This window comes from Agrobacterium sp. NPDC090283 (genome assembly GCF_044769685.1).
In the GTDB taxonomy this organism is placed as follows: domain Bacteria; phylum Pseudomonadota; class Alphaproteobacteria; order Rhizobiales; family Rhizobiaceae; genus Agrobacterium.
This window is the reverse complement of the sequence record NZ_JBIVYG010000002.1, coordinates 357,083-381,333: the sequence shown is the minus strand read 5'-3', so window position 1 is coordinate 381,333 and position 24,251 is coordinate 357,083. Positions and strand designations below refer to the sequence as shown.

Below are 24,251 nucleotides of genomic sequence, written 5' to 3'. Positions count from 1 at the left end.
CCAAGCAAGGATGACGACGACATGACCATCTTCCGCCCGAAATACATCTCCTTCGATTGCTACGGCACGCTGATCAATTTCCAGATGGCAGAGGCCGCCCGCGATCTTTATGGCGATCGTCTCGACGAAGCGCAGATGCAGCAGTTCATCAAGAATTTTGCGGCCTATCGTCTGGATGAGATCATGGGCGACTGGAAGCCCTATGCCCAGGTGGTTCATAATTCGCTTTCGCGGAGCTGCAAGCGCAATGGCGTGGCCTTCAAGGATGAAGATGCCACCTTCGTTTACGAGCGCGTTCCGACCTGGGGCCCGCATGCCGATGTTCCGGCCGGGCTTGCCAAGGTTGCGAAGGAAATTCCCCTCGTCATCCTGTCCAACGCCATGAATTCGCAGATCATGTCGAATGTCGAAAAGCTTGGTGCGCCCTTCCACGCGGTCTACACCGCCGAGCAGGCCCAGGCCTACAAGCCGCGCTTCAAGGCCTTCGAATATATGTTCGACATGCTGGGTTGCGGTCCGGAAGACATGCTGCATGTTTCCTCCTCGTTCCGTTACGACCTGATGTCGGCCCATGATCTCGGCATCAAGAACAAGGTCTGGGTCAATCGTGGCCACGAGCCCGCCAATCCCTACTACGGTTATGTCGAAATCGCCGATATTTCCGGCCTGGCAGGCGTGGTTGGGTTGTAAGGAAAGGTCGGGACCATGAAGTTCGTCTCCTATTGGCACGATACCGCGCCGCAATTTTCAGGTGCCGCGCAAGGTCCCGTCGAAGGTCATTACGATGTCGCCGTCATCGGTGGAGGGTTCACCGGTCTCGGGGCCGCGCGCCAGCTGGCCAAGGCCGGTGCGCGGGTGGTCGTTCTTGAAGGGGAGCGGGTCGGCTGGGGCGCCTCCGGCCGCAATGGCGGGCATCTCAATAATGGCCTCGCCCATTCCTATCTCTCCGCCAAGGCCGAGCTTGGCAAGGAACGCGCGATCGCCCTCTACAGGGCGCTCGATTCCTCCATCGATACGCTGGAGGCGCTGATCGCGGAGGAGGGCATCGATTGCAATTTCCGCCGCTCGGGCAAGCTGAAGCTTGCCTCCAAACCGCAGCATTTCGAAGGGCTGGCGAAGAATTTCGAGACGCTGCATGCCGAGGTCGATCCCGATACGGCGCTTCTTTCCGCCGCCGATCTCAAGGCTGAGATCGGCTCGCCCTTTTATGGCGCCATGCTCTCGAAGAAGAGCGCCATGATGCATATGGGTCGCTATGTGGCGGGCCTTGCCGAAGCCGCCAGCCGTCATGGCGCGGTGATCTTCGAAAATGCGGCGGTGACGAAGCATATCCAGAACGGCAGGACCCATGAACTGGAAACCTCGCGCGGCAAGGTGACGGCCGACAATGTTCTGGTGGCGACCGGCGCCTACACGCCCTCCGGCTTCGGTTATTTCCGCCGCCGCATCATCGCCGTCGGCAGTTTCATCATCGCCACGCGGCCGCTGACGGATGCCGAGATCAAGGCTTCGGTTCCGGGCAACCGCACCTATGTCAACTCCATGAATATCGGCAATTATTTCCGGCTCGCGCCGGATAACCGGCTGATCTTCGGCGGCCGTGCACGCTTTTCCGCCACGTCGGACCAGCGTTCGGACGCCAAAAGCGGAGAGATCCTGACGGAAAGCCTGCATCGCATCTTCCCGCAGCTTGCCCATGTGCCGATCGATTATTGCTGGGGCGGTCTGGTGGATATGACCAAGGATCGTTATCCGCGCGCCGGTTTCCATGACGGCGTCTGGTACGCCATGGGTTATTCCGGCCACGGTGCGCAGCTTTCCACCCATCTCGGCATGATCATGGCCGACGCCATTCTGGGTCGGCCGGATAATAACCCGCTGAAGGGGCTGGACTGGCCGGCCGTGCCGGGTCATTTCGGCAAGCCGTGGTTCCTGCCGCTGGTGGGCTTTTATTACAAGATGCTGGACAAGATTCAGTAGAGTTCGGTCGCTTCCTGTCGCTCAGGCTTCTTACGAACCATCCCCCACATTCGACGTCATCCTCGGGCTTGTCCCGAGGATCCAAGCACGTCTCGTGAAATCAAACCGTTGCAGATGCTCGGGACAGGCCCGAGCATGACGGATGAGGAGGTTTTCGGACTTTCCATCAATCTCACAGTGGCTGCTGGCCGTTTTGTTCCATCGCCAAAAAGAAGGGCCGCAGAGCGACCCTTTAGGCGGGGAGAAGGAAGCGGGCTCAGGAAAGCCCGCCAATATGAAACGTCTTGATCTCCAGATATTCCTCGATGCCGACCTGCGCGCCCTCACGGCCGAGGCCGGATTGCTTGACGCCGCCGAAGGGGGCGACTTCGGTGGAAATCGCGCCGGTGTTAAGGCCGACCATGCCGAATTCCAGCGCCTCGCCCACGCGCCAGGCGCGTTTCAGGCTTTCGGTATAGAAATAGGCGGCAAGGCCGAAGGGCGTGCCGTTGGCGATGGCGATGGCCTCTTCCTCCGTCTCGAAACGGAAGAGCGGGGCAACCGGTCCGAAGGTTTCTTCGCTCGCAAGACGCATCCCGGTCGTGGCGCCGGTCAGCACCACGGGAGCGGTATATTGCGGACCTTCCGGCAGATCATGCGGCTTGGTGATGATCTTCGCGCCCTTGGAAACGGCGTCATCGATATGGGCGCGGATCTTGGTGATGGCCGGTTCGTTGATCATCGGGCCGATCGCAACGCCTGCCTCCGTTCCGGGTCCGACCCGCATGGCGTCGACGCGATCCGCCAGTTTCTTGGCAAAGGCGTCATAAACGCTCGACTGCACGAGAATTCGGTTGGCGCAAACGCAGGTCTGGCCGCCATTGCGGAATTTCGAGACGAGCGCGCCTTCGATGGCGAGATCGAGATCGGCATCGTCGAACACGATGAAGGGCGCATTGCCGCCGAGTTCCAGCGACAGTCGCTTGACGCTGTCGGCAGCACCGCGCATCAAGAGCGAACCGACGCGGGTGGAGCCGGTGAAGGAAATTTTCCGAACCGTCTCATTGGCCATGATTTCATTGCCGATTTCCGTCGGCATGCCGGTGACGATGTTGATGACGCCCGCCGGAATGCCTGCCCGTTCGGCAAGAACACCGAGCGCCAGCGCCGAATAGGGCGTGAATTCCGAAGGCTTGATGACCACGGTGCAGCCGGCCGCAAGTGCTGGCGCGACCTTGCGGGTGATCATGGCGTTCGGGAAGTTCCACGGCGTGATGATGCCGCAGACGCCGACCGGCTCTTTCAGCACCACGATACGCCGGTCCGGCGTCGGCGAAGGAATGGTGCCGCCGCCGATACGACGCGCCTCTTCCGCGAACCATTTGACGAAGGATGCGCCGTAGCGAATTTCTCCCTTCGCTTCATCAAGCGGTTTGCCCTGTTCGGTGGTGAGGATCAGGCCGAGATCATCGACATTGTCGATCATCAGCGCGAACCATTTTTCCAGAAGCGCCGCACGCTCCGCGTGGGTTTTCTTTTTCCACGGGCCGAAGGCGGCATTGGCGGCTTCGATGGCCGCGCGGGTTTCCACGCCACCCATGTCCGGCACGGTGCCGATGACCGCCTGCGTCGCCGGATCGATCACGTCGACCGCCTTGCCCGATGCCGCCGCCTTCCATGCGCCGCCGATCAAGCCTGTCTGGCGAAAGAGTTCCTTGTCCTTCAAACCCTGCATCATAATTCTCCGAAATCAGTCGAGCGCCGCAAGAACCGCGGCGGTGATGGCGTCTGTGTTGTCCTTGCCCGGCACAGTGCCGATACCCCGGCCGGTCGCCTTTTCCAGCGCTGCCATGATACCTACGGCTGCATCCTTTTCGCCGAGATGCTCGAGCATCATCGCGCCTGACCAGATGGCGGCGATGGGGTTGGCGATGCCAAGATGGGCGATATCAGGGGCCGAACCGTGCACAGGCTCGAACATGGAGGGCGCGCTGCGGTCAGGATTGATATTGGCGGAAGCGGCAAAACCGAGGCCACCCTGAATGGCCGCACCGAGATCGGTCAGAATGTCGCCAAAGAGGTTGGAAGCGACCACGACATCGAGGCTTTCCGGAGCCAGGACCATGCGGGCCGCCATGGCGTCTATGTGATAGCTGGAAACCTCGACGTCTGGATACTCAGTGGCGAGCTTGCGGGTTACCTCGTCCCAGAACACCATCGAATACTTCTGGGCATTGGACTTGGTGATGGAGGCGAGCTTGCCGCGACGTTTCTGCGCCTGCTCGAAGCCGAAACGCAGGATACGCTCCACACCCTTGCGGGTGAAGATGGAGGTTTCGACGGCAACTTCGTCATCGGTGCCCTGATGCACGCGGCCGCCGGCGCCGGAATATTCGCCTTCCGTGTTTTCGCGAATGCAGAGAATGTCGAAGCCATCCGCCTTCAAAGGCCCCTGCACCCCGGGAAGAAGCCGGTGCGGGCGGATATTGGCATATTGCACGAAAGCCTTGCGGATCGGCAGCAGCAGGCCGTGCAGCGAGACCGAGTCCGGCACTTCCGCCGGCCACCCGACTGCGCCGAGCAGAATGGCGTCGAAGCCACGCAGGGTTTCGATGCCGTCCTTGGGCATCATCGCGCCGGTTTCCTTGTAGAAGGCGCAGGACCAGGGGAATTCCGTTCCTTCAAGCGCAAAACCGGAGGTTTTGGCGGCGGCGTTGAGCACCTGCCATGCGGCGTCCGTCACGCTTTTGCCGATGCCGTCTCCGGGAATGAGTGCGATACGATGCGTTTTCAAGACATTTCCCCTGTTACAGTCCGATAAGGACGCTTTTGCTCTTGCGGTTGGCGAGATAGGCCTCCCGTCCGAGATCCTTGCCGATGCCGGAGCGTTTGTAACCGCCGGTCGGCAATATATGGTCGCGCGAGCGACCGTAACGGTTGACCCAGATAGTGCCCGCCTGGATGGCGCGAGACAGGCGCATGACGCGCGAGACGTCACGGCTGAAAAGACCCGCCGCCAGACCGTAGGTCGGATGATCGGAAAGCGCCAGAGCCTCTTCTTCCGTGCGGAAGGTCTGGAGCGTCAGCACCGGGCCGAAGATTTCCTCGGTAACGGCAGGGGAGGTCTGGTCGACATTGGCGATCAGCGTCGGCTGATAGAAATAGCCGGGGCCATCCATGATCGCCCCGCCGGTCAGGCATTCGCCGCCATGGGCGACCGCCGCCTGCACGATGCCGTCGATGCGCTTGCGCTGCACCTCGGAGATGATAGGCGAATATTGCGTCGTCTCGTCCCAGGTCGGGCCGGGCTTCACTGCCTTCATGCGGGCGATGATGGCAGTGGAAAGGGCATCCGCCGCACTTTCCTCGACGATGATGCGCGAGCCGGCCACGCAGGCCTGCCCGGCATTGGAGAGAATATTGCCGGCGATGGCCGCCGCCGCCTTTTCGATATCGGCATCGGCGAAGACGATTTGCGGGCTCTTGCCGCCGAGTTCCAGCGTCATGGGTTTGATGCCGGTGCGGGCGATGTTGGCCATGATGGCGGCGCCTGCGGCGGTGGAACCGGTGAAGCTGACCTTGGAAATTTCCGGGTGTCCGGTGATGGCATTGCCGGTCACAGGCCCGTCGCCCAGCACGATGTTGATGAGACCTGCCGGCAACCCGGCCCTGATTGCCAGCTGCGCCATGAAGATGCTGGAGAAGGGGGTCATTTCCGATGGTTTCAGCACCACGGCATTGCCCGCCGCGAGCGCCGGGCCGAGCTTCCAGCCGGCCATGGAGACGGGGAAATTCCACGGCGTGATGGCGCCGATCACACCATAGGGTTCAGTCATGATCATGCCGAGGCTTGCATCGTCTGTCGGCACCAGATCGCCGCCTTCCTTGTCGGCAAACTCGGCGAAGAAGCGGATTTGTTCGGCGGTGACGGCGATATCGCCTGTTATCAGCTGGCCCACGGGCCGCGTCGAGGAGAGCGCCTCGATTTTTGCCAAGATCTCGGCTTCCTGTTCGATCAGGTCGGCCCAGCGCTGCAAGACCTTTGTGCGCTCGCGCGGGCGCACGCCGCCCCAGTTGCTGCTCTTCAACGCGGCCTTGGCAGTCTGCACCGCCTCATCGACCACCGCTGCATCCGCCTTGGGGCAACCGGCATATTCGATACCATCAGATGGGCGATGCATGTCGATGCCGTTTGCCGCCGGAACCAGCCGGTCGCCGATGAAGTGGCCGATCGGCAGGGATAAGCTGTCTGGATCGAAGCTGAGCGTCATGTGGAATCCTCTTTGGATATGCCCCAACGCTAATCCCTGATGGCAAGCAGCATCGACCGACTGCGGCGCGGGCGGTGAATGAAAATCCTGTTTTGCCACCGGCAGACAGCGCAATCTTCGGCGACCGGTATATGCCGCAGGTCAGAGGCCGTAGCGGGCGCTTATCCGGTCGAAAATCCCGGCCATCCGCTCGCCAAGGGGGCGGGGATCGTCGCCCTCGTTTTCGACCGCCTCAAACACCCGGTGCTTCAGGAAGAAGCGCCATCCCACGGGCGATTTTTGCAGGAATTGCGTCAGAAGATCATAACGTTCCCGGGTCCATACCGCCTCGAAGGCGAGCCGCTCCGGCCCGTAGCTGATGATATCGTCGGTCTTTTGGCGCGGCGCGGCGCGCAGGGCAGCCGTCGCCTCTTCGTCGATCTCATTACCGATGAGCGCCACCCCATAATGTCTTGCGGCATTTTCTGCCGAGACCGCACCACGCCGCACATCGCGCAGCACGGCCTGCCGCGGGCGGGTGAAGGGGTCGCCGTACCCGCCGGCTCCCGGCCCGACGACACGAATGACATCGCCCGGACCGCAATGGACGATATCGGTATTGCCAAGCGAGATTTCGCCCTCGGTATCGGGATTGCGGAGGAAGCGGGAAATCAGCCCCGGACCTGCGCCATTGACACCCCAGCTCGCCATCACCGAACGGTTGCGGTTGCGGGCCGTGACCACCGTTTCCGGTGACGATATTTCAAACTCCATGATGGCCGAAAGCCCGCCGCGAAAACGCCCCGCCCCGCCGGTGTCGCGTTGCAGCCCATAACGGCGGAAAAGGATCGGTACTTCCGCTTCGCTGATTTCAATCGGCGTGTTGCGCAGAAAACCGGTGGCGCCACCCGCGCCGTCGCTGCCGTCGCAGAAGGGTGTGCCGCCGCCACCGCCGCCAACCGGGCCGATGGAGGCCATGACCGGGCGGCCGTTCCTGTCGCTGGTCTTGATGTTCATGATGGCGTTTCCGCCGGGTGAGGCGGCGGGAATAAGCTCCGGCAGGGCCTTTGCGAAAGCGCCGATGGTGACGATCTGCGTCATGGCGCAGGTCAGCGAACGCATGCCGACGGCGGCCGGGCGCTGGCAATTGACGATCGTGCCTTCCGGCAGCACGGCCCGCGCCGGGCGCAGGGTGCCGGCATTCAGGAGCAGGCTGTTATCGAGCGTGTAAAGCACATAGGTCAGGCCGACCATGACGAGTGAATGCCGCTCGCGACCGCCGGTTGGCATGTTCAGCGAAGAGCCCAGCTGCGGATCGCTGCCGGTATAATCAAGGATCGCCTCGCCGCCGCGGATTTTCAGCGTCAGCGCCACGCGGCATGGTAGGCCGCCGACGGAATCCTCATCGGCATAATCGGCAAAGAAATAGTCGCCATCTGGCACCTTGGTGAGGATTTGCCGGGTCTGTTCTTCCGCATAGTCGAAAATCTGCCGCACACCGTCGAGAAAGTCGTCAAAGCCGAAACGGGCGACGATCTCCTGCATCTTGCGTTCGCCGATATTGACGGAGGCGATCTGGGCGTGGAGGTCGCCGATATTCTGTTCCGGCATGCGGACATTGGCCTTCATCATGTCGATGATGAAGGGATCGAGCCTGCCTTTGCGAACGAGCTTGACTGGCGGGATGCGCAGGCCTTCCTGCTCGATTTCCGAAAGCGAGCGGGACAATGAGGCCGGAACCGCGCCGCCGACATCGGTATTGTGGATGTGCCCGACCACGAAACAGGCGATTTTGCCCTCATGGAAGACCGGTTTCCAGATATGGATATCCGGCGAATGGGTGGCGACGAAACCGCTATAGGGATCGTTGGTGATGCAGATATCGCCCTCTTCATAGTCCTCGAACATGGAAATCAGCGGCGCGTAATCGATGCCGCTATACCAGGGCGCGCCGAATTGCCGGGGATTGGCGAAGGCCAGCCCCTCACGCGTCACCACCTGGCAGGAAAAATCCTCGGTTTCCTTGACGAAGGCGGAATGGGCGGTACGCATCAGCGTGAAGGCCATGGCATCGGCGGCAGCCGAACAGAAATTGGCAAGCACCTTGAGATTGCGGCGATCGATGGCCATGGATCAAAACCCCTTCTTGGTGATGACGAGATTGCCGAAACGGTCCACATGGACTGAAAAATCGGGCGGCACCACGGTGGTGGTATCGTCCTGGAGGACGATGGCGGGGCCGTCGAAATCGTGTCCGGCCGCCAGATCGTCACGGTGATGGATCGCCATGTCGTGTTCAATGCCGCCAAACCAGCCTCTCGTGTGAAAGCGAGGCGTTGCGGGGCAGGTGGCTACACTTGTTTCCAGAAGGGGCGGCTTCGGTGTTTTCCCGGAGACGACAAGTCTGAGATTGACCATCTGCACGGCCGCCCGTTCATCGGAATGACCGTAAAGGCGGGCATGTTCCTCATGGAAAGCCTTGCTGATCGCGCTGGCGTCGCCTCTGACCAGCCATTCCGGCTGGAGCGTGGTTTCGATTTCGTAGGATTGGCCTCGATAGCGCATATCGGCGGAAAGTCGAATCTCGCACTCCCCGCTAAATCCCTGTTCCTTCAGCCAGTTGCGGCCGGTTTCCTGCATCTCGGCGAGAAGGGGAGCGAGATCAGAGACCCCCCTGTCATCCACGTCGCAATAGGTCGTGCGGATGAAATCGTTCTTCAGATCGGCAATCAGGCCGCCGAGCGCGGAAACGACGCCGGGGGTGGGCGGCACCACCACACCCTTCATATCCAGTTCGCGGGCGAGAAAGCATGCCAGCATCGCGCCCGCGCCGCCGAAAGCGAAGAGGTGAAATTCGCGCGGGTCGATGGCGAAACGGGAGGTGAGGGCGTTCACCTCCGCATACATGCCGGAGACGGCGATATCGACGATGTTACCGGCAAGCGCCTCGACCGAAAACCCGAGCGTTTCGGCAAGAGGCAAGAGCGCGGCGCGCGATGCAGCGTGATCGACGGTCACCGCGCCATAACCGAGCGGCATATGGCCGATGAGATTGGCGGCCGCCATGGCATCCGTGATCGTCGGGCGGTCGCCGCCGCGTCCGTAACAGGCCGGACCCGGTGTCGAACCGGCACTTTCCGGCCCCACCTGCAACAGGCCGAGACTGTCCACCCATGCGACCGAGCCGCCGCCCTGGCCGACGGAACTGACGGAAACGGAAGGGACATGAATCTGGAAATCGCCGATCAGCTCACCGACGCCATATTGGGCCTCGCCATCAAGGATAACGGCCACATCGGCGCTGGTGCCGCCGATATCGAGGCTCATCACCCGCTCAAAGCCGCTGGCCTTCGCCAGATAGCCCGCGCCGATGACGCCGGAAGCGGTGCCCGACAGGATCATCTGCACACATTCGCGCCGCGCCTGATCGATGCCCATGACACCGCCATTGGTCTTGGTGATGAGCAGCGGGCAGGCAATGCCTTGCCTGCGCAGCACGGTTTCGAAACGGTCGAGGTAATGTGCAACGCGCGGCTGGACATATCCGCTGATGACGGCTGTGACGGTGCGCTCATATTCGCGGATGATCGGCCATGTCTCGGCGGAGGAGACCACCGGCAGTTGCGGCGCGATGCGCTCGATCATCGCTTTTACGGCCCGTTCGTTTTCAGGGTTACGGTAGGAATGCAGGAAGGCGAGCACGATGCCGTCGCAGCCGGCCGCAAGGGCGCTGGCGACTGCCTTGGCCACATTCTCTTCGTTCGGAGCGAGCTTTATCTCGCCGGTCGCCAGCATGCGCTCGGCTATGCCGAAAACCCGTTCACGCGGGATGAGCGGTTCCGGCCGCACGGAATAGAGATTGTGGATCTGCGGAATTTTCAGGCGTGCGACATCCAGCACGTCCTCGAAATTTTCGGTGGTGAACAGGGCGACGTTCTGGCCGTTGCGCTGGATCACCGTGTTGACGCCGACGGTGGTTCCATGGGTGAAATAGGAAACGTCCTTGGCTTCGATGCCGTCGCGCTTTTTCAGCGTATCGAGCGCGAGAAGGATTTCTTCTCCGGGCGCGTCGGGGCGGGAAAACACCTTCAGGGTGGAAAGCGAGCCGGTCCCATCGTCGAACGCGGCAAAATCCGTAAACGACCCGCCCACATCAACGCCAATGCGATATCCCATCTCTTCCGTCTCCTTTTCCAGTGCGGACGATGCTGTCATCGCGACCGGAAAAGGGCCAAGCATTTATGGGGTAAGGGTCATAGCCCCAGGTTATGAAGATGGCCGAGATGGCCCATCGCGAGGGTTGTTCAACCCTCGCCGGGTTTCGGCACCGTCATGTAATATTCGGGATGGGGTGCGGCGCGATAACCGGCCTTTTCGTAAACGCCATGGGCGTCGCGGGTTGCCAGCATCCAGCTCGATACCGTTGAAAGTTCCGGGTGCCTGCGTATCTCGGTGGCGATCCAGGACGCAAGGCCGCGACCGCGATGATCCTCCACCGTGAAGACATCGCGCAGATAGGCGAAAACGGCATAATCCGTCACCAGACGGGCGAAGGCGGCCATGGAGCCATCGGGGGCGTAAACGCCGACCGGCAGCGAATGCGAAAGCGCACGCTTCAGCCGGTCGGCGGTCATTCCCTGCGCCCAGTAGGAATCGCGGGCGAGAAAACCATGGACCAGATCGAAATTCACCCGTGCCGGATCGGTGCTCAGCACGTAGCCGTCGCGGGTGATTTCAAAAATGGCCGGCTCCCAGTTCATCCGTTCACCGTAACATAGATCTTGCGGACGGTTTCGATGGTTTTCCACACCCCGACGAAGCCCGGCTTCATGACGAAACTGTCGCCCGCCGTATAACGCAGCGGTGCGCCGCCTTCCGGCGTGATTTCGATGACGCCTTCGAGAATATGGCAGAACTCGAAGGTTTCTCCCTTGATCGAACGGCTCTCGCCCGGCGTCGCTTCCCAGATGCCGGTGTGGACGGTGCCGTTGCGGGCTTCGTCCAGCGGCCAGGTCTTGAAGGAGGGATCGCCGGAAATGAGGCGTTCCGGCAGGGCCTTGGAGGCTTTCGGCTCGAAGGCGGGGTGCGTGTCGATGGTCTTGAGAAGCGGCATGGGTGTCCTTTCCTGGAACGGGATGATCAATATCCGCGATTGCGGTCGACGAGGCCGAGCGGCTCGAGGCCGGACTGGTATCGTTTGATGTTCTCGACAACGGTGCGTGCTGCCGAATGAGGCTGGGTGACGCTGGCGATGTGCGGCGTCAGGAGAATTTTCGGATGCGTCCAGAAGGCATGGTCTTCCGGAAGCGGCTCCGGATCGGTGACGTCGATCACAGCACCCGAAAGCCTGCCGCTCTCCAGGGCATCGATGAGGGCGTCGTGGTCGAGCTGTCTGCCGCGCCCGGCGTGAACCAGCCCCGCACCCTCAGGAAGCATTCTCAGGCGTTCGCCATTCAGAAGTCCCGTCGTTTCGTCCGTCAACGGCAGCAGGCAAACGAGAATATCGCTGGAAGAAAGGATTGTGGATAATCCGGCTTCGCCGTGATGGCAGGTCACACCATCGATCTCGCGCGGTGAACGGCTCCAGCCGGACAGCGGAAAACCGAAGGGTTTCAGCCGTTCCAGCGCCGCAACGCCGAGCATGCCGAGCCCGAGAACGCCCACCCGGCATTCTTCCGCCTGACGCTGCGGCAGGGCCTTCCAGAGTTGCTGGTGCTGCTGTTTCAAATAGACCGGCAGGTTGCGGTGAAGCGCCAGCACGCCGAGGCTCACATATTCCTGCATCATGCGGATGATGCCTTCATCCACCATGCGCACGACTTTTACATGCGCAGGAACAGCGTCGATGTGGAACTGATCGACGCCCGCACCGATGGAAAACAGGATTTCGAGATTGCGGTAGCGGCCGATATCATCAGGCACGGTCCAGGTGATGAGGTATCGAACCGCATCCGCATCGACGCTGGCTGCATCCATCGAAAAAGGCAGTTCCGGCAGGTCCCGCGCCAGAGCCTGCCGGAAAATCTCGCCGCGCTTCGCGTCGGAATTGAAGAAGAAAGTCATCTGAAATCCGTGGTTCCGAAGGTTTAAACCGTACAGCGGTTCGCCAGTGTTTCCAGCATTGACTGGCAGGCCGAAAGCTCGCCGGCCGTTATGAACTCGTCCGGCTTGTGGGCGCGGCCGATATCGCCCGGGCCGCAGATGATGGCGTCGATGCCGGCCGCCTGAAAAAGTCCGGCCTCCGTGCCGTAGCTGACGGCGGCGATGCAGGGCGCGTCGGTCAATTCTTCCAGAAGCGTCACGAGGGGTGCATCGGCGGCAAGGGACAACGCCGGATAATCGCTCATCGGCATCCATTCCACGTCGATTCCCTTGGCAGCGAGCGCTTCGACGCCGTCACGCACCGGCTGGAGCAGGGCGACCGGCGATATCCCGGCAATCGCCCGCGCTTCCAGTTCGATGGCGCAGAAATCGGGGATGATATTGATCGCCTGTCCGCCTTTCAGCATGCCGATCTGGAGGGAGGAATAGGGCGGCTCGAATGTCGCTTCGAAAGGACCCTGCGTGAGAGCCTGTGCGGTCTCGACCGCCTTTGCCATGATGCCGGTCATCAGATGGATGGCGTTCACGCCCTGATCCGGTCGCGAGGAATGGCCGGAGCGGCCGCGAATGGCGATGCGTGCGGCGGCTTTGCCCTTGTGGGCGCGCACGGCGCGCAGATTGCTCGGTTCGCCGATGATCGCGCCCGCCGGTTTTGCGCATAGTTCCGGCAATCGGGCGATGAGATGCGGAACGCCGCGGCAGCCCGCCTCCTCGTCATAGGAAAAGGCGATATGAACGGGCCGCTTCAGCGCCATGCGTGAAAATGCCGGTGCCGCGGCGAGAACCGTGGCCAGAAACCCTTTCATGTCGGTGGTTCCGCGTCCGTAAAGACGCTCGCCTCCGGCTCTCAGCGTGAAGGGATCGGAGGACCATTCCGGCTCACCGGCAGGCACCACATCCATATGGCCGGACAGGATGTATCCACTGGCATCGGTCGGGCCGAAGCTGGCGAAGAGATTGGCGCGGTCGCCCTCCGGGCCGGCAAGCAGCGATACTTTCGCGCCGTGGCTTTCCAGATAATCGGCGATCCATCCGGCAATGTCGCCATTGGCGGTTCCTACGACCGAGGGGAAGCCGACAAGACGCTCCAGAATGTCGATTGCGTTCATGGCTGTCTCCGTCGCTTCAACGCCGAAAAGCTTAGAGCGGCCTGCGGCGTTTATCTGCTGAAATAGGCGTGATTTCAGTAGATTGTTGTGTCCTTTCAGCACTTTCAAAAAATTCCTGCTGACGAGGCTGGTTATCTTCGGATGTCGTGAGCTGGGATGCCGGGATCAAGGTTCCGCGCCGGAGGGAATGAGAGCCGTTTGTCATGGAGCTGCTCAAAGTCGATAGTTTCGAGTTGCGGACAGTGGATATCGCCGATGTGGAGGCCGATCATCTGCATGCTTTGTCCATGGCTGTCGGATGGCGATATCACGCGAACGAATGGTGTTTCCTGCGTCAATGTGGCGTCGGCCTTGCCGCGCTGGACGAGATAGACCGCGTTGTCGCAACCGCAATGCTGTTTCCTTATGATGAGGGTTTCGCGACGGTCGGCATGGTCATCGTTTCCCCGCGTTTGCAGGGGCAGGGCGTTGCACCATGGCTGGTCGGCCAACTCATTGCGGGCTACCCTGACGCCGCCCTGCGTTTGAACGCGACGGAAGCGTCGCGGCGGCTTTTTGCGCGGCTGGGTTTTGCCGGGGAGACGGAAAAAATACATCTCCTGCGCGGCAAGGCGCGTTGTACTGCCGAGATGCCGGCGCTTGGAAGAAAACAGAGAATCGAGCCGCTGTCCGAGGATCATTTATCCGCCGTGGCGGATCTGGATCGGGTGGCTTTCGGTGTTTCGCGCCGGGGCGTCCTGCAACGCCTTCTCCGGGAAAATACGGGTTACGGCCTGTTCGAGGCCGATCGTCTTGCCGCCTTCGCATTGCGGCGTGCAGCGGGGCGGGGCCATATTGTCGGCCCGGTCGTTGCCGGTGACGAGGCGGATGCGATTGCGCTGGTGAGGCGGCATTTTTCCGATCTCGACGATCAGCTTGTCCGTCTCGATGCCGTGCGGGACAGCGGTCTTCTGACCGATTTCCTGACGCAATCCGGGCTGGTGGTCATCGAAACGCTCACCATCATGTCGAAAGGCGTGCCGCAACCGGCAGGCTCCGGTTCCGCAAGGATTTTCGCCCTTGCAGGCCCGTCTTTGTGCTGAGGTGCGGCACTATCGCAATTGACGCCCCGCTTCTTGCCCCTTATGTGAGAAAGCGACGGTTCCTGCAGCCGAAAGGCGAAGGGATTAATAGGGAACATGGTGCGGGCGATTTTTTCACCCAATGCCGTGGCTGCCCCCGCAACTGTAAGCGGATTGTCGTTCATCCCCGTGACGCTTGAAGGCGTCATGCCACTGTATTCTCAGGAATGCGGGAAGGCAGATGAGTGACGCAAATCCGTGAGCCAGGAGACCTGCCGTTAAAATATAAACCATCGTTACGGGCGGGGAAGCCCGGAGGAGGAGATTGTAATGTTATTTCATAACATTCGTTTGCGTCCCAAGACCGTTCTCCGTACAAGACGTCCCGCTGTTGCTGCGCGTTCTGACGCCTGCTGCTCTGGAATAAGTTTTACTGTCGACTGGAGAACACATGTTTCATTCTAGACGCCTGCCGGTCCATGCCGGCTTTCTGGCCGCTGCGCTTTCGGTTTTGCCTGTCACCGCCGCAAATGCTGCCGAAACCACCTATCCCCTGACGATCAACAGCTGCGGTCAGGAGATCACCTTCAAGCAGGCTCCCGCCCGCACCGTGTCCGTCGGCCAGAGCACGACCGAGGTACTTTATTTGCTCGGCCTCGCCGACAAGGTTGTCGGCACCGCGCTGTGGATCGGCCCGGTTCTGAAGGGATACGAGGAGGCCAATGCCAAGGTTGAGCGGCTGGCCGATAATGACCCCAGCTTCGAGGCGGTCGTCGGCAAGAAGCCGGACCTCGTGACGACGCAGTTCCAGTGGCAGATCGGCCCGGAAGGCGTTGTCGGAACGCCGGCGCAATTTGCCGAACTTGGCATTCCCGTTTATACCTCGCCTGCCGATTGCCTTGGCAAGGACAATTCCGGTGGCGGCGACGGCGTGCGCAACACCGTCTTCACCATGGACCTGATCTACCAGGAAATCCGCGATCTCGCCAAAATCTTCAACGTGCAGGATCGCGGTGAAGAGGTCGTTGCCGATCTGAAGAAGCGTGAGGAAGCCGCCCGCGCCAAGATCGCCTCCGCCAATGGCAAGCTTTCCGCCGTCTTCTGGTTCTCCAGCGCCGAGCTGGATATCGATCCCTATGTGGCCGGCCGCAATGGCGCCCCCGGCTACATCATGTCCGCGCTGGGTCTGAAGAACGTCATCGAAAGCGATGAAGAATGGCCAACCGTCGGCTGGGAAACCATCGCCAAGGCCAATCCGTCCATCGTCGTCGCCGGCAAGATGGACCGCCGCCGGTTCCCTGCCGACGATGTCGCCGTCAAGCTGAAGTTCCTCGCCACCGATCCCGTGGCCAGCATCATGCCCGCCGTCAAGGAAGGTCATGTGTTCGAGATGGATGCGCAGGCGATGAACCCGACCATCCGCACCATCGAAGGCATCGAAACGCTGGCCGAGGCGATTTCGGCTGCCGGCCTCGCGAAGTGAACGGACTTTCCATTCATCTCGGCAGGGCGGGGCTGGCTCTTGCCGCGCTCGCCCTGTTGCTCGTGGCGCTGATGGCCGGGGCGGCCATCGGCGAGACCGCCATTCCGTTTGATGTCGTGGCGAAAACCATTGCCAACCGTGTCTTCCATGCGGGTTATCCGCTGGAGCCGCTGGATGAGGGTATCGTCTGGAGTTACCGCCTCAGCCGCGCGGTTGTTGCCGCCTGTTGCGGCGCTTCTTTGGCGCTCGCCGGAGCGGTGCTGCAATCGCTTCTGCGCAATCCGCTTGCCGATCCCTATATTCTCGGCATTTCCGCCGGCGCCTCCACCGGTGCCGTCGCCGTGGCGCTTTTGGGCTTCGGAGCGGGGTTCCTGACGATGCCGGCCGGGGCGCTCATTGGCGCTTTCGTCGCGTTTTCGCTGGTCAGCCTTCTGGCGGTGCGGGCGGGACACGGCAACAGCGCCATCATTCTGGCGGGGGTGGCCGGGTCGCAGCTGTTCAACGCCATGACCTCCTTCATCGTCACCAAATCCGCCAATGCGGAACAGGCGCGCGGCATCATGTTCTGGCTACTGGGCAACCTCTCGGGCGTGCGCTGGCCGGATGTCTGGCTGGCGCTGCCGGTCAGCCTTGCGGGACTTGCTGTGTGTCTCTGGTATGCTCGGGCGCTCGATGCCTTCGCCTTCGGCGGTCAGGCCGCCGCCTCGCTCGGCATTCCGGTGCGCTGGGTCTACGCCGTGCTCATCTCCGTTTCGGCGATCATGACGGCTGCGATGGTGTCGCTGGTCGGCTCCATCGGCTTCGTGGGGCTCGTCATTCCGCATGCCGCACGCATCTTCGTCGGCGTTCGCCATGGCATATTATTGCCGGTAACGGCGCTGACCGGCGCGGTTTTCATGATTATTGCGGATATTCTCTCGCGCATCGTCATTCCCGGGCAGGTGCTGCCCATCGGCGTCATCACTGCGCTTGTCGGTGCGCCCGCCTTTGCCTTCATTCTCGGGCAGAAGAGGGGACGTTCATGAAATTATCCGCCCACGACCTGCATTTCCATGCCGGCAATATCGACATCGTACGCGGCGTTTCACTCGATGTCGGTTCCGGTGAGTTTCTGGGCATTATCGGGCCGAACGGTTCCGGCAAAAGCACGCTGCTTTCCATGCTGGCAGGCATTCGCAAGCCGCGCCGGGGCCATGTCAGGCTCGGGGATGAGCCGCTCGCCTCGCTGGGACGCCGAGACCTTGCCCGCCGGCTCGCCTTCGTGGAGCAGCAGGCCGAAACCACCGAACGCATCACCGCACGACAGGCGGTGGAGCTTGGGCGCACGCCCTATCTCGGTCCGCTTTCCGCCTGGTCGCAGAAGGATGACGCCATTGTTGATGCAGCACTTGCCAATGTCGACATGGCCGACAAGGCGGAGCGCAACTGGCACCACCTTTCCGGCGGAGAACGCCAGCGCCTGCATATCGCCCGCGCATTGACGCAGGAGCCGCATATCCTGCTTCTGGACGAGCCGACCAACCATCTCGACATCGGCCACCAGATCGGCCTGCTCGATCTGGTGCGCCGGCAGGGTCTGACGGTCGTGGCGGCGCTGCACGATCTCAATCACGCCGCCATGTTCTGCGACCGCGTCGCCATCATGCACCGGGGCGAGATGATTGCCGCCGGTCCGCCGCGGGAGGTTCTGACACCGGCGAGAATAGCCGCCGTCTTTGGGGTGGAATGCGTCGTCACCACGGATGAGGCCGGCTTTTCGCATATTCGTTTTCTGCCGGCCCATGGGCGGGCCGGGCAAGCAAGGAAAGTATTGGCACGATGATGACATTGACGAGGCTCGCAAACGCTGCCGCAAGGACCAGCCTGTTTTGGGCCGCTGCCGTCATTGCCGTGGCGGTCACGGGCTTTCCGCTTCAGGCTTCAGCCGAGACCTTCGAGGTGAAAATGCTGAACCGGGGCGAAAAAGGCCCGATGGTATTCGAACCCGATTTTCTCGAAATAGCGCCCGGCGACCGCGTGCGCTTCGTGCCTACCCACAAGAGCCACAATGCCGCGACCATCGATGGCATGATCCCGGAAGGTGCCGAAGGTTTCAAAAGCCGGATCAATGACGAATTCGAGACCGGCTTTGAAAAGCCGGGCTTTTACGGCATCAAATGCTCGCCGCATTACGGCATGGGCATGGTCATGCTGATCAAGGTCGGCGAGGCGACCCTGCCGCAGAGCTACCGGACAGTGGACGTACCCGGCCGGGCGAAGCCAAGGTTCGAGGACCTCTTCGAGCAGGCGGAAAAATGAGGCCGCACTGAGCTCTCATCCGTCATGCCGGACTTGATCCGGTATCCAGCCGCGGCGCGGCTGCGCCGTGGGAAGAGTCTTTTGCGATCAAGGACTTGATAACACTGAACCCTGGATCTACTCCGGGGTGACGGATTAGTCCCCCGGCTTCACCGCGCACACGGCATAACGATGCTGCAGCCCGCGAAGGATGCCTTTCAGCAGGCTGAAATTTTTCGCCTGGGCGCGGTGAATGGCCTGAAGCTCCTGATCGATCGCGACAGGTTCGAAGCCGGTCGCACGTAACAGCGCCGCGACATCGCCGGCCCTTGCGCCCTTCGAAAAGTAAACGCGCGACAGGATGCTGTTGAAAGTGTTTTCCGGGTCCGCCGGCTTGTGCGGCTGGTCCGGTTTGACGAGGCCGACGCCTTCGAGACTGGCCGCCAGTTTCTTCACCAGTCTTTCGCGCCAGCCGGTATTCACGAAATCGCCGTCGACGATCAGAAGCTTTCCGCCGGGTTTCAGGACACGGAACCATTCGGCAAAGCTTGCCTGCGGGTCCACCAGCGTCCAGACCAGATGGCGGGTGATGATGACGTCGGCGCTTTCATCCGGCTCCATGGTGTTTTCGGCATCGCCGACAAAAAAGCGGATGCTGCGGCCGCGGCTTTTCGCTTTTTCACGGGCAAGCGCCAGCATCGTCTCCGACCAGTCCATGCCCGTGACCTGAAAACCGAGATCGTCCATCAGGTGCGAGATGACGCCGGTGCCGCTGGCAAGATCGAGCGCCCTGCGGCCTTCTCCGCGGCCGAGATGTTTCAGGATAAGCGCGTGCCAGGCCTCGCGCTCGTCTTCGGAGAAAATTTCATGTCCGGGGGAAAGGTCGAAAGTCGCGGCGCGGCCGGACCAATAGGATTTGATTTCGTCTCTCAGACTGTCGTTTTTGCCATATTGGATTGTGTCGATCATCGGACTTCAACTCATGTACCGGTCAGTTAAGAATGGCTCTAAAACATAAATGTTGACTAGTATAGTCAGAAAATAATACAGCCGCGCCAGTCAACACTGGAGAGCAATATCCGATGCGCATCTCAGCCAAATCTGCGGCACTTGCCCTTGGCCTTCTCGTATCCGCCGCATGGCCGGCATTCGCCGAAAAGGTCACCGTCAAGGATGTGACGGGCCGCGATGTCGAGGTCAATGTGCCGGTATCGCACGTCATCCTCGGTGAAGGTCGCCAGATTTATTTCCTGGCTGCGCTCGACAAGGAAAACCCTTTCCAGCACGTGGTGGGCTGGCGCGACGATCTGGCGAAAGCCGACCCGGAAACCTATGCGGCCTATCTCGCCAAATATCCTGAGATCGCCAAGCTGCCGACCTTTGGCGGCATGAAGGATGGCACCTTCGACATAGAGCAGGCTGTTGCCCTGAAGCCTGATGTAATCCTGATGAATATCGACGCCAAGACGGCGACCGAAGAAGCGGGCTATATCGAAAAGCTCGCCAAGGTCGGCATTCCGCTGGTCTATGTCGATTTCCGCGAAAAGCCGATGGAAAATACCGAGCCGAGCATGCGCCTCATGGGTCAGCTGACGGGCAAGGAAAAGATCGCCGAGGACTTCATCAAGTTCCGCGCCGACTCCATCGCCAAGGTCACCGATACGCTCGAAAAGGCCAATCCGAAGAAGCCCGTCGTGTTCATGGAGCGCGCCGGCGGTTACTCTGACGATTGCTGCATGTCCTTCGGCAACGAGAATTTCGGCAAGATGGTGGAGCTTGCCGGCGGCATCAACATGGCCAAGGACATCATTCCCGGCACCTTCGGCACCGTCAATCCGGAACAGATCATTGCCTCCAATCCGGAGCAGATCATCATCACCGGCGGCAACTGGAACGGTTATGTTCCCGGCGGCAACTGGGTCGGCGTCGGTTATGGCGCGGATCTGAAGGAAGCCCATCGTAAGCTTGAAAACCTCACCAAGCGGCCGGCCTTCACCGGCGTTCAGGCGGTGAAAGACGGCAATGTCCACGCCATCTGGCATCAGTTTTATAACAATCCCTACCAGTTCGTGGCCGTTCAGGAAATCGCCAAGTGGCTGCATCCGGACCTCTTCAGGGATCTCGACCCCGAGGCGACCTTCAAGGAACTGCATGCCCGCTTCCTGCCGCTCGAATACAAGCCCGGCTACTTCGTTTCGCTGAAGGACGCCAAGTAATAAAGGGACGGTGAAGGGGAGCGCCGTCCAACCGATGGATAAAGCCGCAGCCATGCGGCTTTATCGCTTTGTTTTGGAACTCAATGAGGATTTCTCATGCGGCTCAACGCTCTCAGGCATCTTACGGTGCTGGCTTTCTCCCTTCTCGCAATGCCGGTTCTGGCGGCCGAGATTACCGATGTCACCGGGCGTAAGGTCGAGCTGGACCTGCCGGCCAAAAGCGTCATCGTCGGTGAGGCACGCCAGGTGCATGTCATTGCGGCTCTCAGGGGCGACCAGACCTTCGACACCATTGTCGGGTGGCGTGACGATCTTCTCAAAAAGGATCCCGACAGCTACGCCGCCTATGTCGAGCGTTTTCCGCAGATCGAGAAACTGCCGCGCTTCGGTTATGTGCCGCAGGGCGATTTCAGCCTGGAAACGGCCATCACTCTCTCGCCCGATGTGATCACCCTCAATCTGGAAGCGGAGAAATCCGCCAAGGAGAGTGGTTTTGAAGAAAAGGCCGCCGCCGCCGGCATCAAGATCATCTATCTCGATTTCCGCATCGATCCCGAAAAGAACAGCGAAGCCTCGGTCGAAATTCTCGGCAAGCTCTTCGGCGCCGAAGAGCGCGCGCAGGAATTCATCGCCTATCGCCGCGCCGAAATCGCCCGCGTGACCGACCGGCTCGCCAGCGTCAAGGATTTGAAGCGCCCGAACGTCTTCATCGAACGCGCCCCCGGCATTTCCGGCGAAAACAATTGCTGCCGCACTTTCGGACCGGTCAATTTCGGCGCGATGGTCGATCTCGCCGGCGGCCACAACATTGCCGACGGCATCATCAAGACGACCTTCGGCGATCTCAATCCCGAACAGCTCGTCGTTGCCGATCCTGACCACGTCATCGTCACCGGTTCCAACTGGGCCGCCGAATCCGACATCAACCAGTTCGTTCCCGTCGGACGCGGGGCGGATATGGCTCTCTCCCGTGAGCGACTGGCCAACCTGATGAAGCGCACGCCGTTTCCGGAACTGAAGGCCGTGAAGCAAGGCAATGTCCATGCCGTCTGGCACCAGTTCTATGGCGCGCCCTACGAATTTTTCCCGATCCAGCAATTCGCCAAGTGGTTCCATCCCGATCTCTTCGCCGATCTCGATCCGGAAAAGAATTTTGAGGAGTTTCACCGCAAATTCCTGCCCGTCACCTACAAGCCGGGCTATTTCGCCTCGCTCGAAAAAGGTTTGAACCAATGAGTGCGCTGAATGAAAGCGCTGATGGCATCAGTGGGCGCGATCAATATCGCGCCCTTGCCGCGCGCAGGATAATCATCCTCTTCGGGCTTTTTATCGCCCTGTGTTTCAGCATGGCCGCCGACATGGCGCTCGGCCCGGCGCGCTATACGCTCTCCGAGGTTCTGGCGACGATTGCCGATCCGGCCGCCGTCGGAAACCAGCTGCGGGTGGTGATCTGGGATATCCGCATGCCGATCGCGCTGATGGCGGTCACCGTCGGCGCTTCGCTTTCGGTTGCGGGCGCGCAGATGCAGACCATCCTGTCGAACCCGCTCGCCAGCCCCTTCACGCTCGGCATTTCCGCTGCGGCAAGCTTTGGTGCGGCGCTGGCTCTTGTCGGCGGCGTGGCGATCTTTCCGGGCGCCGTGCATTACATGGTGCCGATCAACGCCTTCATCATGGCCATGGTCGCGGCTCTTTTCATCCATTTCGCCTCGACGCTTCGCGGGGTGACGGTCGAAACCATCGTGCTCCTCGGTATCGCGCTGGTGTTCACCTTCAATGCGGCGCTGTCGCTGCTCGAATATCTCGCCTCCGAACAGGCGCTTGCCGCCGTGGTATTCTGGACCATGGGCAGCCTGACGAAGGCGACCTGGGACAAGGTCTATATTACCGCGGCCATCCTCCTCGTCACCGTGCCGTTGTTCATGCGCAATGCCTGGGCGCTGACGGCGCTGAGGCTCGGCGATGACAAGGCGGCCAGCATGGGCATCAATGTCCGGCGGCTGCGGTTGACGACCATGCTGACGGTCAGCCTGCTGGCGGCCATTCCGGTTTCCTTTGTCGGCACAATCGGTTTCGTCGGGCTGGTCGGTCCGCATATCGCCCGTATGGTTGTTGGCGAAGACCAGCGTTTCTTCCTGCCCGGCTCGGTGATCTGCGGCGCGCTGCTTCTGTCGGCAACCTCGGTCATCAGCAAGATCCTCATTCCGGGCGCTATTTTGCCGATCGGCGTCATCACGGCGCTCGTCGGCGTTCCGTTCTTCTTCGCGCTTATTTTCGGCAACAGGAGACGCGCATGGTAGCGCTCGCACTGAAAGACGTTGGCGCCGCCTATGGGCGCATCACGGTTCTTTCCAAGGTCGGCATCGATACGCTGGAAGGCGGCAGCGTGACGGCCGTGATCGGCCCGAACGCCGCCGGCAAGTCCACGCTTTTCAAACGCATCGCCAGCCTGATTTCCGGGCCGGGACTGGTCGAGCTCTCCGATACGGCTCGCGGCGACCGCGCCATCTGCTACATGCCGCAGGATACCGGCGCCAACGCCGTTCTGACCGTCTATGAATCCGTGCTTCTTTCCGCCAAGCAGGGCGGCGGCTGGCGGGTCCATGACGATGAGCTGTTCGAGATCGACGCCATTCTCAAGGCACTGAAAATTCATGACCTGGCTTTCCGCGGGCTTGGCGAACTGTCCGGCGGTCAGCGCCAGCTTGTTTCGCTGGCGCAGGCGCTGGCGCGCAAGCCGGAAGTACTGCTGATGGACGAGCCGACTTCCGCGCTCGATCTCCACCGGCAGATCGAGGTTCTGGGCTTCGTCACCGATCTGGCGCAGAAGACCGGCATGATCGTGCTGATCGCCCTGCATGACCTCAACCATGCTCTTCGTTATTGCGAAAATACGATGGTGATCGCGCGCGGTGAAATGGTGGTGAGCGGCAGCACGGAGACGGTGATAACCCCGGAGATGCTGCGCGATATCTACCGCATCGACGCGCGTATCGAACCCTGCTCGCAGGGCAGGCCGATGGTTATCGTCGACGGCGCTATCTGACAGGCAAGACCCGGCCGCATTCGTTGCCGGGTCCGCTTGCCAAGGCCGCAGCCCTGTCAGGCACGGCTGCCTACATGAACAGCAGCGCGCACAAATTCTTGATGATAATAGTCATGAAATATCTGTTCGATCCACGGTTTGGATGCTAGAGCTTTGAGCGGCAGAACTGCGCGGCCATTCAGGCCCCGGCGGGTTTCGTCGATCCCTCGAATTTCTCTCGGTTGAGACATGGGCATACGGGAAGATGACAAGCGTTATAACGCTTACGTCGCGCATAGGGTCGACCTGATCAAATACGCCACCCTCATTCTGGGGTCGCGGGCGGATGCGGAGGACGTGGTTCAGGAAGCATTCCTGAAGTTCGTTCCCGAGGCTTCCGGCAATCCTTCCAATCTCAAATCCTATCTTTTCCGCATCGTTCGCAATCTTGCGCTCGACAATATCAGGCGCAGCCGTCAGGACCTCAGGGAACGGCCGGACGATACGCCGTTCTGGGGTATGCCGCAGGACAATGGCACGCCGGAGGAGCATGCCCTTTTCTGCGACGAAGTCCGGCAGATGCGGACTATTTTGGCCGGCCTGCCGGTTCAGGCGAGGGTGGCATTGGAAATGCACAGATTCGGCGGTTACAATATGGAGGAGATTGCGCATCACCTCGGCGTGTCCGTGGCCAGTGCACACCGTCTGATCAAGGGCGGCATTGCCGCGATTACCAAAGAAATGAAGTAAATAATCCTGATTGTCCCGC

Annotated in this window: 22 protein-coding genes and 1 riboswitch; of the genes, 12 read left to right on the top strand and 10 right to left on the bottom strand. The window is 60.9% G+C overall.

All coding sequences use genetic code 11. From position 1 onward, the window contains the following. The first annotated feature begins 21 nt into the window (after positions 1 to 21). Entirely contained in the window at positions 22 to 690 is a 669-nt protein-coding gene (locus tag ACIQUH_RS04695) for a haloacid dehalogenase type II (protein ID WP_035221404.1), read from the top strand. 15 nt (positions 691 to 705) lie between these two features. Beyond that, positions 706 to 1,980 (top strand): NAD(P)/FAD-dependent oxidoreductase, encoded by a 1,275-nt coding sequence (locus ACIQUH_RS04690; RefSeq protein WP_400812860.1) that lies wholly within the window; start codon positions 706 to 708, stop codon positions 1,978 to 1,980. A 256-nt stretch (positions 1,981 to 2,236) separates the two neighbouring features. On the opposite strand, the gene ACIQUH_RS04685 is transcribed toward ACIQUH_RS04690, so the two are convergent. The 9 genes from ACIQUH_RS04685 to argE form a co-directional block, all read right to left on the bottom strand. Beyond that, positions 2,237 to 3,694: an NAD-dependent succinate-semialdehyde dehydrogenase gene (locus tag ACIQUH_RS04685; RefSeq protein WP_400812859.1), complete on the bottom strand. Its 1,458-nt coding sequence runs from the start codon at positions 3,692 to 3,694 to the stop codon at positions 2,237 to 2,239. A 15-nt stretch (positions 3,695 to 3,709) separates the two neighbouring features. Next, positions 3,710 to 4,753 (bottom strand): tartrate dehydrogenase, encoded by a 1,044-nt coding sequence (locus ACIQUH_RS04680; RefSeq protein ID WP_400812858.1) that lies wholly within the window; start codon positions 4,751 to 4,753, stop codon positions 3,710 to 3,712. A gap of 13 nt (positions 4,754 to 4,766) precedes the next feature. After that, positions 4,767 to 6,230 (bottom strand): aldehyde dehydrogenase family protein, encoded by a 1,464-nt coding sequence (locus ACIQUH_RS04675; protein ID WP_400812857.1) that lies wholly within the window; start codon positions 6,228 to 6,230, stop codon positions 4,767 to 4,769. 141 nt (positions 6,231 to 6,371) lie between these two features. Then, entirely contained in the window at positions 6,372 to 8,339 is a 1,968-nt protein-coding gene (locus ACIQUH_RS04670; RefSeq protein WP_400812856.1) for a hydantoinase B/oxoprolinase family protein, read from the bottom strand. A 3-nt stretch (positions 8,340 to 8,342) separates the two neighbouring features. Then, positions 8,343 to 10,385: a hydantoinase/oxoprolinase family protein gene (locus tag ACIQUH_RS04665; RefSeq protein ID WP_400812855.1), complete on the bottom strand. Its 2,043-nt coding sequence runs from the start codon at positions 10,383 to 10,385 to the stop codon at positions 8,343 to 8,345. Between the two features lie 128 nt (positions 10,386 to 10,513). Next, positions 10,514 to 10,969: a GNAT family N-acetyltransferase gene (locus ACIQUH_RS04660; RefSeq protein ID WP_400812854.1), complete on the bottom strand. Its 456-nt coding sequence runs from the start codon at positions 10,967 to 10,969 to the stop codon at positions 10,514 to 10,516. Beyond that, positions 10,966 to 11,322, bottom strand: coding sequence for a cupin domain-containing protein (locus ACIQUH_RS04655; protein WP_003524651.1), 357 nt, complete (start codon positions 11,320 to 11,322; stop codon positions 10,966 to 10,968). Before ACIQUH_RS04655 ends, ACIQUH_RS04660 begins: the two co-directional genes overlap by 4 nt. 26 nt (positions 11,323 to 11,348) lie before the next feature. After that, positions 11,349 to 12,272, bottom strand: coding sequence for a 2-hydroxyacid dehydrogenase (locus tag ACIQUH_RS04650; RefSeq protein WP_400812853.1), 924 nt, complete (start codon positions 12,270 to 12,272; stop codon positions 11,349 to 11,351). A gap of 23 nt (positions 12,273 to 12,295) precedes the next feature. Further along, positions 12,296 to 13,420, bottom strand: a complete 1,125-nt coding sequence (argE, locus tag ACIQUH_RS04645; protein WP_400812852.1) for an acetylornithine deacetylase — start codon at positions 13,418 to 13,420, stop codon at positions 12,296 to 12,298. A 203-nt stretch (positions 13,421 to 13,623) separates the two neighbouring features. On the opposite strand from argE, the gene ACIQUH_RS04640 reads away from it, so the two are divergent. The 5 genes from ACIQUH_RS04640 (at position 13,624) to ACIQUH_RS04620 (ending at position 18,262) form a co-directional block, all read left to right on the top strand. Continuing rightward, positions 13,624 to 14,502, top strand: coding sequence for a GNAT family N-acetyltransferase (locus ACIQUH_RS04640; RefSeq protein WP_400812851.1), 879 nt, complete (start codon positions 13,624 to 13,626; stop codon positions 14,500 to 14,502). A 39-nt stretch (positions 14,503 to 14,541) separates the two neighbouring features. Further along, positions 14,542 to 14,776, top strand: a riboswitch (cobalamin riboswitch). Between the two features lie 156 nt (positions 14,777 to 14,932). Next, a complete protein-coding gene (locus tag ACIQUH_RS04635) occupies positions 14,933 to 15,964 on the top strand; it encodes an ABC transporter substrate-binding protein (RefSeq protein ID WP_400812850.1) in 1,032 nt (343 codons plus the stop codon). Further along, positions 15,961 to 16,989 (top strand): FecCD family ABC transporter permease, encoded by a 1,029-nt coding sequence (locus ACIQUH_RS04630; protein ID WP_400812849.1) that lies wholly within the window; start codon positions 15,961 to 15,963, stop codon positions 16,987 to 16,989. The genes ACIQUH_RS04635 and ACIQUH_RS04630 overlap by 4 nt, the downstream gene beginning before the upstream one ends. Further along, positions 16,986 to 17,786, top strand: a complete 801-nt coding sequence (locus ACIQUH_RS04625; protein ID WP_400812848.1) for an ABC transporter ATP-binding protein — start codon at positions 16,986 to 16,988, stop codon at positions 17,784 to 17,786. The genes ACIQUH_RS04630 and ACIQUH_RS04625 overlap by 4 nt, the downstream gene beginning before the upstream one ends. Then, positions 17,783 to 18,262 (top strand): pseudoazurin, encoded by a 480-nt coding sequence (locus tag ACIQUH_RS04620; RefSeq protein ID WP_400812847.1) that lies wholly within the window; start codon positions 17,783 to 17,785, stop codon positions 18,260 to 18,262. The genes ACIQUH_RS04625 and ACIQUH_RS04620 overlap by 4 nt, the downstream gene beginning before the upstream one ends. Before the next feature lie 135 nt (positions 18,263 to 18,397). Here the strand turns inward: ACIQUH_RS04620 and ACIQUH_RS04615 are convergent, their stop codons facing one another. Further along, positions 18,398 to 19,210: a class I SAM-dependent methyltransferase gene (locus ACIQUH_RS04615; protein ID WP_400812846.1), complete on the bottom strand. Its 813-nt coding sequence runs from the start codon at positions 19,208 to 19,210 to the stop codon at positions 18,398 to 18,400. Between the two features lie 113 nt (positions 19,211 to 19,323). Here ACIQUH_RS04615 and ACIQUH_RS04610 point away from each other — a divergent pair, with 113 nt between their 5' ends. The 5 genes from ACIQUH_RS04610 (at position 19,324) to ACIQUH_RS04590 (ending at position 24,232) form a co-directional block, all read left to right on the top strand. Further along, a complete protein-coding gene (locus tag ACIQUH_RS04610) occupies positions 19,324 to 20,457 on the top strand; it encodes an ABC transporter substrate-binding protein (RefSeq protein ID WP_400812845.1) in 1,134 nt (377 codons plus the stop codon). A gap of 96 nt (positions 20,458 to 20,553) precedes the next feature. Next, entirely contained in the window at positions 20,554 to 21,693 is a 1,140-nt protein-coding gene (locus ACIQUH_RS04605; protein WP_400812844.1) for an ABC transporter substrate-binding protein, read from the top strand. Next, on the top strand, positions 21,690 to 22,757 hold the full coding sequence (locus tag ACIQUH_RS04600) for a FecCD family ABC transporter permease (RefSeq protein ID WP_400812843.1): 1,068 nt from the start codon (positions 21,690 to 21,692) through the stop codon (positions 22,755 to 22,757). The genes ACIQUH_RS04605 and ACIQUH_RS04600 overlap by 4 nt, the downstream gene beginning before the upstream one ends. Beyond that, the gene (locus ACIQUH_RS04595) at positions 22,751 to 23,503 is read left to right on the top strand and encodes an ABC transporter ATP-binding protein (RefSeq protein ID WP_400812842.1); all 753 of its coding nucleotides are present in this window, start codon (positions 22,751 to 22,753) and stop codon (positions 23,501 to 23,503) included. Before ACIQUH_RS04600 ends, ACIQUH_RS04595 begins: the two co-directional genes overlap by 7 nt. A 228-nt stretch (positions 23,504 to 23,731) precedes the next feature. Continuing rightward, positions 23,732 to 24,232 (top strand): RNA polymerase sigma factor, encoded by a 501-nt coding sequence (locus ACIQUH_RS04590; RefSeq protein ID WP_400812841.1) that lies wholly within the window; start codon positions 23,732 to 23,734, stop codon positions 24,230 to 24,232. Positions 24,233 to 24,251: the final 19 nt, after the last annotated feature.

Coding starts and splice junctions, on each gene's coding strand:
- ACIQUH_RS04605 (WP_400812844.1), top strand. CDS start 20,554: ATGCGGCTCAACGCTCTCAGGCATCTTACGGTGCTGGCTTTCTCCCTT.
- ACIQUH_RS04635 (WP_400812850.1), top strand. CDS start 14,933: ATGTTTCATTCTAGACGCCTGCCGGTCCATGCCGGCTTTCTGGCCGCT.
- ACIQUH_RS04675 (WP_400812857.1), bottom strand. CDS start 6,230: ATGACGCTCAGCTTCGATCCAGACAGCTTATCCCTGCCGATCGGCCAC.
- argE (WP_400812852.1), bottom strand. CDS start 13,420: ATGAACGCAATCGACATTCTGGAGCGTCTTGTCGGCTTCCCCTCGGTC.
- ACIQUH_RS04670 (WP_400812856.1), bottom strand. CDS start 8,339: ATGGCCATCGATCGCCGCAATCTCAAGGTGCTTGCCAATTTCTGTTCG.
- ACIQUH_RS04610 (WP_400812845.1), top strand. CDS start 19,324: ATGCGCATCTCAGCCAAATCTGCGGCACTTGCCCTTGGCCTTCTCGTA.
- ACIQUH_RS04690 (WP_400812860.1), top strand. CDS start 706: ATGAAGTTCGTCTCCTATTGGCACGATACCGCGCCGCAATTTTCAGGT.
- ACIQUH_RS04655 (WP_003524651.1), bottom strand. CDS start 11,322: ATGCCGCTTCTCAAGACCATCGACACGCACCCCGCCTTCGAGCCGAAA.
- ACIQUH_RS04660 (WP_400812854.1), bottom strand. CDS start 10,969: ATGAACTGGGAGCCGGCCATTTTTGAAATCACCCGCGACGGCTACGTG.
- ACIQUH_RS04620 (WP_400812847.1), top strand. CDS start 17,783: ATGATGACATTGACGAGGCTCGCAAACGCTGCCGCAAGGACCAGCCTG.
- ACIQUH_RS04685 (WP_400812859.1), bottom strand. CDS start 3,694: ATGCAGGGTTTGAAGGACAAGGAACTCTTTCGCCAGACAGGCTTGATC.
- ACIQUH_RS04665 (WP_400812855.1), bottom strand. CDS start 10,385: ATGGGATATCGCATTGGCGTTGATGTGGGCGGGTCGTTTACGGATTTT.
- ACIQUH_RS04615 (WP_400812846.1), bottom strand. CDS start 19,210: ATGATCGACACAATCCAATATGGCAAAAACGACAGTCTGAGAGACGAA.
- ACIQUH_RS04595 (WP_400812842.1), top strand. CDS start 22,751: ATGGTAGCGCTCGCACTGAAAGACGTTGGCGCCGCCTATGGGCGCATC.
- ACIQUH_RS04695 (WP_035221404.1), top strand. CDS start 22: ATGACCATCTTCCGCCCGAAATACATCTCCTTCGATTGCTACGGCACG.
- ACIQUH_RS04650 (WP_400812853.1), bottom strand. CDS start 12,272: ATGACTTTCTTCTTCAATTCCGACGCGAAGCGCGGCGAGATTTTCCGG.
- ACIQUH_RS04625 (WP_400812848.1), top strand. CDS start 16,986: ATGAAATTATCCGCCCACGACCTGCATTTCCATGCCGGCAATATCGAC.
- ACIQUH_RS04640 (WP_400812851.1), top strand. CDS start 13,624: ATGGAGCTGCTCAAAGTCGATAGTTTCGAGTTGCGGACAGTGGATATC.
- ACIQUH_RS04600 (WP_400812843.1), top strand. CDS start 21,690: ATGAGTGCGCTGAATGAAAGCGCTGATGGCATCAGTGGGCGCGATCAA.
- ACIQUH_RS04590 (WP_400812841.1), top strand. CDS start 23,732: ATGGGCATACGGGAAGATGACAAGCGTTATAACGCTTACGTCGCGCAT.